The sequence below is a fragment of the uncultured Chitinophaga sp. genome, assembly GCF_937874145.1.
GTDB lineage: Bacteria > Bacteroidota > Bacteroidia > Chitinophagales > Chitinophagaceae > Chitinophaga.
In genome coordinates this window covers 1-12,479 of sequence record NZ_CALNBI010000075.1, presented here as the reverse complement: position 1 = coordinate 12,479, position 12,479 = coordinate 1, and the positions used below count along the sequence as shown (strand labels likewise).

The window sequence follows — 12,479 nt, the reverse complement described above, 5'->3', positions numbered from 1 at the left end:
TAATTATCTTCAGACATGCAACTCACGCTCCTCATAGCCGCCGCACTTCACTGCGGCGGCTCCCCCGCCCCCCTTCCGCAGCAAGACAGCAGCGGGTACGTCCTCGTCTGGAACGACGAATTCGATGCCGACGGCCGCCCCGATCCCGCCAAATGGGATTACGAGCGCGGCTTCGAGCGCAACCGGGAACCACAATGGTACCAGCCCGGCAACGCCACCTGCAAAGATGGCTTCCTGACCATCGAGGCCCGTAAGGAACGCGTACCCAATCCGAACTACGATCCCGCCAGCAACGACTGGAAGAAGAACCGCCAGTTCGCGGAATATACTTCCACCTCCATGATCACCCGCGGCAAATTCCAGTTCAGGTACGGAAGGGTCACCCTTCGGGCGAAAATCGACGTCCGCAAGGGCAGCTGGCCCGCCTTTTGGATGCTCGGCGCCAATCGCGCAAACGGAGGATGGCCCGCTTGCGGAGAAGTGGACATCATGGAATTCTACCGCGGCAACCTCCTGGCAAATGCCTGCTGGCAAGGCACGGATAAAACCATATGGGACGAAACCAAATGGCCCGTCGCGGCCTGGGGCGGTGAAAAATGGGCGGAAGCGTTCCACGAATGGGAATTAATGTGGGACGAAAACAGCATGGTCATTTCTGTAGACGGTAAAGTCCTTAACACCATCGACGTGGCAGCGGCGAAAAACGCCCGCCGGGGCAACCTGCCTTTCCGGGAAGATTTCTTCCTGCTGCTCAACGTGGCATTGGGACAAGGCGGCGAGGAAATCCCCGACGCCCACATGCCCATGCGCATGGTGGTGGACTACGTTCGCGTATATCAACGTCCGTCCTGACACATTCAATTGCTGAATAAACAGAAAGGGATGACCGGCATGGTCATCCCTTTCTGTTTGCGTGCAATTTTATCAGATCTTAATAAATATCTTTCTCCGGTACATCCGGTAGAGGATGAACCACATAAGCGCCAGCGCCAGGAAGCCCTGCACCAGCGTGGCATACGGCGCGCCCAGCACCTGGTCGTACGTGCGGCCGAGATGGATATACAGCGATTCTTTCAGGAAGCCACCGAAGCCATCCGCCAGTACGTAAGCCGCGATGGAATTCACGCCGATCACGGTGAGTATGAAGAATGCCCGTTTGTACCCGGCCACATCTGCCAGCCAGTAAAACAGCGCCATGAACAGGAAACATCCGCCACCGCTGGCCAGCGTCCAGGAAGGTGTCCAGATCCTTTTTACGATGGGGCAAATACCGCTGACATGCAATAGCAGCCCCGCCACCAGCAGCCCGATGCCCCAATACAGGAACATGCGGATCCTCCGCTGCGGCGCATCGTCAGACTTCAGCGCCTGCCCCGCGAAGGTGCCGAGGATCATGGTGCCGAGTGTGGGAATAAAGCTCAGCGTCGCATAACCGCCGCCATTGTAAAGGAAAGGCGATTCCCTGGGGAAGAGGTTCAGGAACCAGGTATCGAATGCCCAGGCGAGGTTCGTGTTCTTATTCCAGTGCGCGGCGAAACTTTCAAAATTGTGCTCCCAACCGGGTGGCACGCCGGTCAAAGCTTCACCTGCGTCCTGTACGGGATAGAGTGCGAATGCCAGCCAGTACGCGAACAGAATCGCCGCACAGGCAACGATCCGCGTCTTCGTGTTGCAAAAGCCTAACGCGAAGAGGAACGGATATCCCAGCCCGATCATCGTCAGTGTATCTTCAAACGTAAAATTAGTCTGCTCCGAATGCATGGACCGCAGGAATATTCCCAGCAATATGAGTATCAGCGACCGTACCAGCGTATGCCGCCACATGGCTGCTACGCTCTCCCCTTTTGCCATACGCGCCGCCATGGAAAACGGCAGCGCTACGCCCACGAGAAACGAAAAAGAAGGCTGAATCATGTCGTGCAGGGAGCAGCCCGCCCAGGGTACATGGCTCTGGTTGAATGCCAGGAAGCTCCAAAAACCGCTGCCTGGCAACGCGGCGGATACTTTTTGCAGGTTCAGCACTTCCGCCATCATCAGCAACATGACGAATCCGCGGTAAATATCAACGGAGGCGATCCTGCCGGGAACCGGCAGTACAGCGGGTTTAACGGGAGGCGGCGCGGTTGCTGCCGCCGAAGGGATAGCATTCATGCGATAAGGTTATTGATGGTCGACGAGGTGGAAAGCCAACTAAATATACAGGTTTGTTGATAAAAAGTCTATTTACCGCGAAGCCGCACCGCTGCATCTTTCTTCAGCCCGAGTATGCGAAGGGCGTTTTTATGATAGATTTTCTCCAGCACTTCATCCGGCAGCCCCAGGCCATAAATCATCCAGCGGCCCTGCAAGTGGTGCCCCTGCGCAGGATCGAAATACTCGTCCGTCGTTTCCAGGAAACGGAAATAAATCCGGTAAGCCCTTGCGTCGGGGGCGGTGTCCGTCCCAAACAGCACCTTGTTTTGGTGCCGGATCATGAACTTGCGGCAGGTTACAGGCTGGCGGCCCAGCTCGCTGATGCGCGCGCTGAACTCCACATACAGATTAGGGTATTTGTCGAGCCAGATGGAAACCTGGCCCAGGTCTTCCGGCAGGTTCGCCATATGCGCGCCGATGAAGATCGTATTTGGATGTTTCTCCAGCACCCGGTTACGCTGCTCCAGCAACGCTTCTTTAGACGGGAAACCATTGCCATGGAACGACCAGTCGGGATGTTGCCCAAGTTCGTCGTATCGCTCATTATGCGCATCCAGCGGCGTAAAGAAAGCTTTGGGATCGGACACGTGCATCAACACAGGAATACCCAGCTCGCCGCATTTGGCCCAGACAGGATCCAGGCGCGGATCGTCGACCGCCACGAACCGGCCGGACTTGTCTTTCACCGACAGCCCGAGGCTCTTATATACTTTCACACCGCCCGCGCCCATCGCCACGGCTTCTTCCAGCCGCTTTGCTTCGTTCTTGCCGAAATCCGGCTCATCGATACGGTTCCATTCCGGCGCGAAGAACACCAGGAACCTATTTCCGGCCGAATCTTTAGAACGCTGAATATGCTCCCTGTAAAAAAAGTCTTTGGAATGCCCGTCGAGGCTCACGGCCATCACAACACCCGTTTTGTCCATCTCGGCGAGGTACTGCCCGGCTTTGCCCAGGTTGCCGAGGTGATTGTGTATATCAATCACGGGAAATTTAGGCCGTACGATTTCCGTCTGCGGCACTACGAGCTGGCTCACCGGTTTCCAGTCCACCAGCTTCAGCGCCGCCTTTTCCTGCGCCCGCACGGGCAGGCACAGGAAAAAAGCAAAGGCGCCGGCAAGGAAAGTGAATTGTTTGAACATCTCCTTTCGTTTTTGGGGTTAGCATCAATAGTAGCCCTGCGTTTGTTCCAGCACGCCGGGAGCCGCCTGGCCGATCTGCACCTGCGGGATGGGGAATACTTTCATGAACGCCTGCGGACGGAGCGTTACCGTCACCGCCGTCTGCGTTACATTGTTGTAATTCCGCTCCTCGCGGATGAGCTGTGTAAAGCGCCCGGTACGGGTAAGATCGAACCAGCGCTCATTTTCGTAGGCGAATTCCAGCTGCCGTTCCAGCAGCAGCTTGTCATAAAAAGTAATCTCGGAGGCGATGTCCGCCGCTGTATAATTATGAGTAGCATCCCCAAACGCGCGTTCCCGGATCTCGTTCAGCGCAGCAAGCGCAACGGCAGGCTGATTGCGGTGGAAAGCGACCTCCGCTTTCAGCAGCACAACATCGGCATAACGAATTACTGGCAGATCCAGGCCCGAAGCGTTGAAAGTGTGGGGAATGGCGTATTTGGAGATATAGGGATAAAAGATGGTCGGCGCACCGGCGGAAGCTGCCGTATAATCCAATGTAACGGTAGCCGCTTTGCGCTTGTCAGCATCGTCATACAACTTGATAAGGCTCCAGGAAGGCAGCGCCACTTCATCACCGCGGTTTACGATGCCCGCCGCACCGGCATTGGGGATGAAGGCGGTAGACAAGCCATGCCCGTTTGAACCGTCGATGTATTTCAGCGAGAAGATCGCCTCCGGGTTATCTTCTCCCGTCAGCTTCCACAGATCGGCGAAGTTATCGGCCAGGTCGTATCCCTGCATGGTGGCGAACTGGTCGAGCGCGGCCTGCGCGGCGGCCCAATCTTTCCGGTACACCTGCACCTTCGCCAGCAACGCGATGGCCGCGGCCTTGCTGGCCCTCCCACGCGCGATGCCCGATTGCAAGGGCAATTTTGCTGCCGCATCGGTAAGGTCGTCAACAATGAGCTGATAGATCTCCGCCGCGGGGGATTTCCGCGTATTGCGCGAAGCTTCGATCCCCAGCACGCTCGTCACCTTGGGCACATCACCGAAGACACGCACGAGGTCAAAGTAAAACAGCGCGCGGAGAAACTTCGCTTCACCCGTGAACTGGTCTTTCTGCCCTGCCCGGTAATCGGCCGGGCGGTCAATTTCTCCCAACACGGAATTGGCGCGGAAGATGCCGTTATAAGTGCTGATCCAAAAGTTGTTGAGCAAAGGGTTCCCCGGTTCCGGCGTCAGCCCGTCGAGCTCGAAAGAACCTGCGATAGATTGGTTGGACGACATAAATAAGTTATCCGAAGGCACTTCCATCACAAGGTAATCGCCCGGCTTGCGGCTCTGCAGCCTGCTGTAGATGCCTATAGTCATCTGGTCGATGTCTGCGGCAGTTTGCGGGAAGTTGGAATTGGTCAGGAAAGATTCCGGCGACAGGTCGAGCAGGTCGCTTTTACATCCCTGCCCGAAAACGGCGGCCATCATGCATGCGGCTATATATGTTCTGATAGGTTTCATTGCTGAATCGTTTTTCGTTTAGAATTGAACGTTGAGACCGAACGTCACTACGCGGTTAATCGGCTCTGTACCATCGTTATATCCGGGATACGGACCGTTGTACCCCTCGGGATTGTAGCCGTGATAGCCTTTATCCGTCACCATCAGGAGATTGGCCACGGAACAATACATCCGCAGCTGGCTCATGCGGAGGCGGCGGGAGATGCTTTCGGGGAAATTATATCCCAGGTTGACGTTCCGCACCGCGAAGTAAGAACCGTTCTCCAGGTAAAGGTCCGAGCGGCCCTGGAAGTTCAGCGTACTGAGCGCCGCGGCAGGTGTACGGCCATCTCCAGGCTCCTGTTCAGACCACCATTGGTTCTTCACCAGGTCGCGCCGCATCGCGCCAACGAGCGCACCCTGGTAGTATTGGTTCTCGTAGTTGTAGACCGTAGCGCCCAGGTTGGCCTGCACGGCGATGCTGAGATCGAAGTTTTTATAGGAGAAATCATTCACCATCCCGATAATGGCCTTCGGCTGGTAGTTACCGAGGATCACACGGTCGCGGGCGTCGATGTTACCGTCTTTATTCATGTCTTCATAAATCGGGTTCCCTAATTTACTGCCGGGATACAAGGGGATGCCGCTGTTCAGCACCTCGTTGCTGGTGATCACACCGACCGCTTTGTAACCGTAATAAGAGAACATCGGCTCACCCACGCGCAGGAGCCACGACATACCATACTGGTCTTCAAACAGCTTCTCCTTATCCACGCCCATGTTCAGCACTTTATTGCGGTTCATGGAGAAGTTGAAGGCGGTTTGCCAGGAGAACCTGCCGGTCAGGTTCTGGGAATTGACCTCGATCTCGAAGCCCTTATTGCCAATGTCCCCGATGTTAGAGATAGAACCGGTAAAACCGCTGATGGCGGGCACAGCTACGCTGTATAAGAGATCGTTGGTGCGTTTGTCGTAATAATCGGCCGTGATATTGACCCTGTTCCGGAAAAGGCCGATATCGATACCGAAGTCGTAGCTCCGGGTTTTCTCCCAGCTGAGCGCGCGGTTCTCCAGCGAAGTCTGCGCCTTGCCTTTGCCGAGCTGGTTGTTGGGTGAATACACGGTGCTGCTGATGCCGCCCTGCCAGGAGAAGTCGCCGATGTTGAAGTTACCGGTCACACCGTAGCTGGCGCGCAGTTTCAGGTTGCTCAGCAAAGCGCTGCCTTTGAGGAAGTCTTCTTCCGATACGCGCCACGCGGCGGAAGCGGACGGGAAGTAGCCCCACTGGTTGTCGGGCCCGAAGCGCGACGAGCCATCCGCGCGCACGGAGGCCGCGATCAGGTATTTGGATTTATAGGCATAGTTGACGCGGGCGAAGTAAGACATGAGCCCCCAGGCCGACTTGGTGGAACCGGTGGAATTGGGATCGATGATCCCGTTGTTGAGGGTTTTGATGATATCGTTTTCGAACGACCCCGGCAGCACGCCCATGTACGCATTGCGGTAGGTGTTCCGTTGGAAGGAAGCGCCGGCGATGGCGTTGAGGTCGTGGTGTTTTCCGAAGGTCTTGTTATAGCTCAGCACATTTTCGTTGAGCAGGTTGATATTGCGGTTCCCGGCAAAAGAGCTCCTGAAACTGAGGTCCGGCGTGAACTGCAGCGCGACGAACAGTTCCCCGATATTGGAAAATGCCTGCTGCGTGATCTGCGTACCGTCGAGGATGGCCATCGGGTTGGCCTGGCTCGTTACCACCGCCCCCCAGAGGTCCCGTGCGCGGGGATAAGTGCCGTCTTCGTTTTTCGTGGGAACGAAAGAAGGATATTTCGCGAGGCTCACCGTACTGGTGGGCGCCAGGCGGCGCGTAGAATAAATGGGGTTCACCATCAATCCGGCGCTGACCACCTTATTGACTTTCACATCGAGGTTGGCGCGGATGCCGTACTGGTTGAAACCGGTGGTTTTAATCGTACCCTTTTCGCTTTTCACCGTGCCGGATACGTAGTATTTCACGTTCTCCGTGCCGCCACTGACAGACATGTTATAGTTCTGGAACGGCGCGTTCTGCGTCACCGCGTCCTGCCATACGTTGTTGACGCCATTGAGCAGCACAGGGCTTACCTGGTATTGCGCGAGCCTGCGGTTATCGCCCCAGACGGGAATGGTGACGTCGCCTCCGGCCCAGGCCAGTTCGCGGTTTTGGTAGCGGACGGCGTAGTCGTAGAATTCCTGGCCGGTGATCCAGTCTTTATGTACCATGGGCGACGATATCCCGGCGAAAGAATTGACCGACAGCGAGGGTTTCCCGGTGCGGCCTTTTTTGGTGGTGACGATGATAACGCCCCCTGCTGCGCGTGAGCCATAGATAGCGGCGGAAGATGCGTCTTTCAACACTTCGATGGAAGCGATGTCGTTCATGCTGACGCTCCCCAAACCCGCGCCGGGAAAGCCGTCGATCACTACGAGGGGATCATTGCTGGCATCGATGGAACCGGCGCCGCGGATGCGGATAACAGGCGGAGCGCCGGGAGCCGAACTGGTCTGCGCCACGTTCACACCGGCAATACGGCCGGTGAGGGCGGATTCCACGCGGCCAACGGGCACCTGGTCGAGCTTCACGTTTTCCAGTTTGGAAACGGACGCGGTGAGCGAGCTTTTCTTCATGGTGCCGTAGCCGACTACCACTACTTCGTTTAATGCTTTTTCGCTGCTGCGGAGGGTAATGTTTTGTGTGCCTGCGGAAGAGAAGGGAACTTCCTGTGGCAGCATGCCGATGAATTTAAAAACGAGCACGCCGGCCTGTGGCGGGACGGATAGAGTATAGCGGCCGGATTCGTCTGTGGCTGCGCCGCGTGGCGTGCCTTTCAGCGCTACGGATACGCCCGGCAGCGGCGTACCGTCTTCCCCTGTAACAATGCCAGACAGGCGCCATTCCCCGGCTTCCTGTGCCGCTGCCGCCATGGGTAGCAGCCAGGTGCAAACCCAGAGGTACAGGCATGCGGTCATGATTCGACGATGCGAAGTTCGTTTCATATGTATGGATTTTGATTGAAAACAGTATTATAACCGGAACCGGAGAAGCCGGTGGCCTGTCAGGGGCGCGCAATGCCATGCCCGTTCCGTTGCGCGAATGGGGATCGCACAGCATGCCCGGGCCCTTTGAGGGCGTTTACCTGCTTATTCTCCGAAATCCTGTAGCCTGATATTCACATGCACGTTGCGTTTGCCTGTATGCCTGTCGTTCTTCTTAGTGAGCTGTATGTAACGTGGCGCGGGTTCCATTCGGAACAATACAAACATAATGCGTTTTTTTGAAGAAAAAACAATTTTCACTAATTGTTTGCGCACACACCTAGAAATTATCTAAAATGGGTACGTACACGCTATTTTTTAATCAATAATCTATCAAAGTGTGGAAATGAAAAAGCCGGTACGCAGCGCGTACCGGCCAATTAGTTAGCAGCAAAAGCCCTTACAAGCTCATTTTGCGCTCCAGCAAGGGTGTTTCGTCGTGATCGGCGAGGTAATAATTAACGTTCTCCCGGGTAACGATATCCAGCGGCATATACTTCATCAGCGGGATCTCCCGGCCCAGGATCACATGCTCCGCCAGGTAATACACCGACCAGTACCCCTGCCCGAACGGCCCCTGGTTGATCAGGAAATGGATCTGCTCCTTCTGCAGGTACTGCAGGTTCTGGGGCAACAGGTCGTACCCCACCACCTTGATATGCGAGATCCGCCGCTGCTCCAGGTAACTGGCGATGGAATACGCTTTGGAAGTGGTTACGAATATCCCCCCGAGCCTCGGATGGTCCTCAATCAGTGCGTCCAGCTGGGCAATGAATGCCGATTTATTGGACCGGTCCAGCTCTGCGGACACCACGTTGTATTGCTCTTCCAAAAGGTGTTGCGCAAAGTAATTGCGGAATCCCTTCTCCTTCTTCCCCAGGTGCGACGCATTGGCCGCATGCTCATCGATGTGCGCCACCAGCAAGGTGCAAGGCCCCGGCACACCGTAATGAAACAGCTTCCCGGCCAGCAGGCCACTCGTGTAGAGATCCGATCCGATATAACTCAGCGGCGTATACTCCGAAATCTGGCTGTTGAAGATAACAAAGGGAATACCCGCCTGCTGCAAAGCCTCGAAATAGGGCAGGCTCTCCTTGTAAAACACCGGTGAAATCACCACCCCGTCGTACCCCCCGGCCAGCAGGGCATCCGCCTGCTCCTGGAACGAAGCGATACTATATGGATCAAACATATAACGCGTCACCGACATGCCGTAATGCCGCAGGGCCTTCTCCGCCTTCTCCACACCCGCCCGCGGCTCCAGCCAGTAGCTGTCTGCCGAGGGGTCCGGGATCAGCGCACCCAAACGATACGTCTTGTTCGCCCCCAGCGCACGCGCAATGAGGTTCGGCTCGTATTGCATCACGAGCTTCAGCGAGAGGACATCGACGTCGTCCTGACTGATTTGCCGCTCATGATGTTTCTTGCTAAATGGTATTAAAAGGGATGTGATGATGCTTATCGGTAAAAACATACCCACTCCGGTAATATTATGCTGCTATTGACAGGTTTCTTCTGCCTGTTGACTTAATTTTTTATCAGTGTGTGCGCACACACCAATATTTTACTTAGTTTGTGTCCGCACACACAAGATAGGCAAAAAACACAACGGCTCCATTCATCTCCGGCAGAAAACAACAATTCCATATCCACGTCACGTCAACCTTCATCATTAAATATCAGCAAATGAGATTATTCCAGCCCTGGCATGTACTCCTTGCACTGGCCCCCTTCCTCTATGGCGGCGCTTCGTGCATCAAAAACGAACACCCCGCTCCCGGCGACTCCACCGCCTGCAAACCTTGCTCCAACGAGCTCGTCCGGTTCCCGCTCAGCCCCGAGCAACTCTCCACCGCCGCGGCCCCCGACGGCGAAAACGTGCTCGCCAACCTGGTAGACGGATCCACCGGCACCCGATGGTCAGGACAAGGCGACCCGCAATCGGTCACCATCAAACTGGACTCCATCCGCGCCGTAGGCGCCGTCCGCATCGCCTTCCACACCGGCGGCAGCACCACCCGCACCTCCAGCTTCGAAATCGCCGTATCGGCCGACAGCTCAAACTGGACCACCGTGGTCCCCGTCCGCAATTCCGACCCCAACACCACCACGCTCCAAACCTTCGGATTCCCCTCCACCTGCACCCGCTATGTCCGCATCACCGGCCACGGCAACAGCCAAAGCAACTGGAACAGTTACACCGAAGTGGAAGTCTGGGGCTGCGGCAACAGCACCGAAACAGAAGGTAAGATCGATCTCACCGGCGACTGGGAAACCGGCGACGGCTCGCAATGGGACGACGGCTGGTCCGGCAAAGACTCCGCCGCGCAATTCGAGATCGTAACCAGCCCCAAACGGCAGGGCAACTACGCCGCAAAATTCACCGTACGCCCCGGCGACCGCGCCTGCAAAAACGGCAACTGCACCAGCGGCGAACGCATGGAAATGAACCGCTGGAATTACGTCCGCGAAACCGTCGGCGATGAATATTACTACGGGTGGTCGACCATGTTCCCCGAAGACTGGCAGCAACCCGAAGGCTGGGCCATCTTCATGCAATGGCACGCCCACACGCCCATCTCCCCTCCCCTTGCTTTCGGCGTGAAAGACAATAACGTCCGCGTGGAATTCAGCAGCGGCGATATCGGTGAATGGTGGCCCGCCGAATACCAGCAGAACCACAACATCGCGCAGCTGAACAAGGGCAAATGGCACGACTTCATCGTCCGCGTCCGTTTCAAACCCGACAGCACCGGGCTGCTCGAAGTCTGGCACCGGCTGGAAGGACAGGCAGAATTTTCGCAGGTGCTTTCGTTACCGAAAGTCCCCACACTGCAATGGTCCAACGAGCCCGACGATGTGTCGGAGAATTACCGCATCCCCTACACCCGCAGCGACCTCGGCGCAGGATACACCTCCGGCCTGTACGTAAAACACGGGCTTTACAGGGGCATCGATTCGCTGAAAACGAGCACGCTGTACCAGGACAACTGGCACCGCGGCACTTCGTTCAAAGCGATCCGCGCCACGTTTAATTGATCCGCCCAGTTCAACAAAAAAAAAGAAATACATTCTCCGAACTCACAGCTGAGGCATTGTAAAGGCCGGCCTTATTCTGGGCCGGCTGTTCGGTAGAAATCGACAAATAGTCAAAGGGTGGCCCCGAAAGCAAAATGCTTCAGGGCCACCCTTTTATTTTCTCACTTGGCAGGTTGGTTTATAAGTTGCCGCGCAGCGCCTGTTCGCGCTCGATGCTTTCGAACAGCGCTTTGAAGTTGCCTTTCCCGAAGGATTTGGCGCCTTTGCGCTGGATGATCTCGAAAAACACGGTGGGCCTGTCCTGCAGCGGTTTGGTGAAGATCTGCAGCAGATAGCCTTCATCATCGCGGTCTACCAGGATACCCAGTTCTTCCAGCGGGCGAAGGTCTTCATCGATCTCGCCTACCCTTTCGAGCAGGTCGGCATAGTAAGACGAAGGCACGGTGAGGAATTCCACGCCACGCGCCTGCAGTTCGCCTACGGTATGCACGATATCGTTGGTGGCGATGGCGATGTGCTGAACACCGGGACCGCCGTAGAAATCAAGGTATTCCTCGATCTGCGATTTCTTCTTGCCTTCGGCCGGTTCGTTGATGGGGAATTTGATCCTGCCGTTGCCGTTGCTCATCACTTTGGACATGAGCGCGGAGTATTCGGTGGAAATATCCTTGTCATCGAACGAAACGAGGTTATGGAAGCCCATGGTCTCGCTGTAGAAGTTGACCCAGGTGTCCATCTCGTTCCAGCCTACGTTACCCACGCAATGGTCTACATATTGCAGGCCGGTGCTGGTGGGCTGGTAGCGGCTCTGCCAGGGGCGGTAGCCCGGCAGGAAAGAGCCCTGGTAATTTTTGCGCTCCACGAAAATGTGGACCGTATCGCCATAAGTATGAATACCGCTCCGCACCACTTCGCCGAACTCGTCTTTTTCGACAGTGGGCTCCATGTAGGGTTTAGCGCCGCGTTTCACGGTTTCGGCAAACGCCTGGCGCGCATCGTCTACCCAGATGGCCAGCACCTTCACGCCGTCGCCATGTTCGGCGATATGTTCAGCGATAGGGCCGCCGGGCTTCAGCGGCGTGGTCAGCACGAAGCGCAGTTTGTTCTGCACCAGTACATACGAAACGCGGTCTTTCACACCGGTTTCGGGACCGGCATACGCCAGCGACTGGAAACCGAAGGCCGTTTTATAGAAGTGCGCGGCCTGTTTGGCGTTTCCCACGTAAAACTCCACGTAGTCGGTTCCGTTGAGCGGCAGGAAGTCTTGCGTTCCCTGCGCGGTTGATGGCTTTACGGTGGCAGTGTTCATAACTTAATGGTTTTTGATTTTGTTGTTTATGGATTAAACAAGCTGTAACGCGTACAAATGCTTGTTGATGAAATCGATCTCTTCGGGAGACAGTTTCACATTAATCGCCGCGGCATTCTGCTCTGCCTGCCCGGCGTTGCGCGCGCCTACGAGCGCTACCGTGATGCCCGGGCGCTCGATGGTCCAGCGGATCACGAGTTGCGCGAGGGTGGCGTTCTTGCTTTCCGCCAGCGGTTTGATCAGCGACAGGA

9 protein-coding genes are annotated in these 12,479 nt (G+C 56.1%); 2 read left to right on the top strand and 7 right to left on the bottom strand.

The window, feature by feature from the left end; translation table 11 throughout:
• The first annotated feature begins 15 nt into the window (after positions 1 to 15).
• The gene (locus tag Q0510_RS03465) at positions 16 to 852 is read left to right on the top strand and encodes a glycoside hydrolase family 16 protein (protein WP_298708296.1); all 837 of its coding nucleotides are present in this window, start codon (positions 16 to 18) and stop codon (positions 850 to 852) included.
• 72 nt (positions 853 to 924) lie between these two features.
• On the opposite strand, the gene Q0510_RS03460 is transcribed toward Q0510_RS03465, so the two are convergent.
• The 5 genes from Q0510_RS03460 to Q0510_RS03440 form a co-directional block, all read right to left on the bottom strand.
• Entirely contained in the window at positions 925 to 2,151 is a 1,227-nt protein-coding gene (locus Q0510_RS03460; RefSeq protein ID WP_298708294.1) for a DUF5009 domain-containing protein, read from the bottom strand.
• A 68-nt stretch (positions 2,152 to 2,219) separates the two neighbouring features.
• The gene (locus tag Q0510_RS03455) at positions 2,220 to 3,335 is read right to left on the bottom strand and encodes an amidohydrolase family protein (protein WP_298708293.1); all 1,116 of its coding nucleotides are present in this window, start codon (positions 3,333 to 3,335) and stop codon (positions 2,220 to 2,222) included.
• A gap of 24 nt (positions 3,336 to 3,359) precedes the next feature.
• Positions 3,360 to 4,832 (bottom strand): RagB/SusD family nutrient uptake outer membrane protein, encoded by a 1,473-nt coding sequence (locus tag Q0510_RS03450; protein WP_298708291.1) that lies wholly within the window; start codon positions 4,830 to 4,832, stop codon positions 3,360 to 3,362.
• An 18-nt stretch (positions 4,833 to 4,850) separates the two neighbouring features.
• Entirely contained in the window at positions 4,851 to 7,841 is a 2,991-nt protein-coding gene (locus tag Q0510_RS03445) for a TonB-dependent receptor (RefSeq protein ID WP_298708289.1), read from the bottom strand.
• Between the two features lie 439 nt (positions 7,842 to 8,280).
• On the bottom strand, positions 8,281 to 9,354 hold the full coding sequence (locus tag Q0510_RS03440; protein WP_298708287.1) for a substrate-binding domain-containing protein: 1,074 nt from the start codon (positions 9,352 to 9,354) through the stop codon (positions 8,281 to 8,283).
• Positions 9,355 to 9,566: 212 nt separating this feature from the next.
• Between Q0510_RS03440 and Q0510_RS03435 the strand changes: the two genes are divergently transcribed.
• Positions 9,567 to 10,919: a heparin lyase I family protein gene (locus Q0510_RS03435; protein WP_298708285.1), complete on the top strand. Its 1,353-nt coding sequence runs from the start codon at positions 9,567 to 9,569 to the stop codon at positions 10,917 to 10,919.
• A 178-nt stretch (positions 10,920 to 11,097) separates the two neighbouring features.
• Here Q0510_RS03435 and hppD read toward each other — a convergent pair whose 3' ends face one another.
• Both hppD and Q0510_RS03425 read right to left on the bottom strand, forming a co-directional pair.
• Complete coding sequence (gene hppD, locus Q0510_RS03430; protein WP_298708283.1) at positions 11,098 to 12,228, bottom strand: 4-hydroxyphenylpyruvate dioxygenase; 1,131 nt, start codon at positions 12,226 to 12,228, stop codon at positions 11,098 to 11,100.
• 33 nt (positions 12,229 to 12,261) lie between these two features.
• Positions 12,262 to 12,479 (bottom strand): aldo/keto reductase (locus Q0510_RS03425; RefSeq protein ID WP_298708281.1); only part of this gene is annotated, 218 nt, incomplete at its 5' end.

Bases quoted from the DNA above. Each gene is read 5' to 3' on its own strand.
- Q0510_RS03465 (WP_298708296.1), top strand. From the start codon at position 16: ATGCAACTCACGCTCCTCATAGCCGCCGCACTTCACTGCGGCGGCTCC.
- Q0510_RS03460 (WP_298708294.1), bottom strand. From the start codon at position 2,151: ATGAATGCTATCCCTTCGGCGGCAGCAACCGCGCCGCCTCCCGTTAAA.
- Q0510_RS03455 (WP_298708293.1), bottom strand. From the start codon at position 3,335: ATGTTCAAACAATTCACTTTCCTTGCCGGCGCCTTTGCTTTTTTCCTG.
- Q0510_RS03450 (WP_298708291.1), bottom strand. From the start codon at position 4,832: ATGAAACCTATCAGAACATATATAGCCGCATGCATGATGGCCGCCGTT.
- Q0510_RS03445 (WP_298708289.1), bottom strand. From the start codon at position 7,841: ATGAAACGAACTTCGCATCGTCGAATCATGACCGCATGCCTGTACCTC.
- Q0510_RS03440 (WP_298708287.1), bottom strand. From the start codon at position 9,354: ATGTTTTTACCGATAAGCATCATCACATCCCTTTTAATACCATTTAGC.
- Q0510_RS03435 (WP_298708285.1), top strand. From the start codon at position 9,567: ATGAGATTATTCCAGCCCTGGCATGTACTCCTTGCACTGGCCCCCTTC.
- hppD (WP_298708283.1), bottom strand. From the start codon at position 12,228: ATGAACACTGCCACCGTAAAGCCATCAACCGCGCAGGGAACGCAAGAC.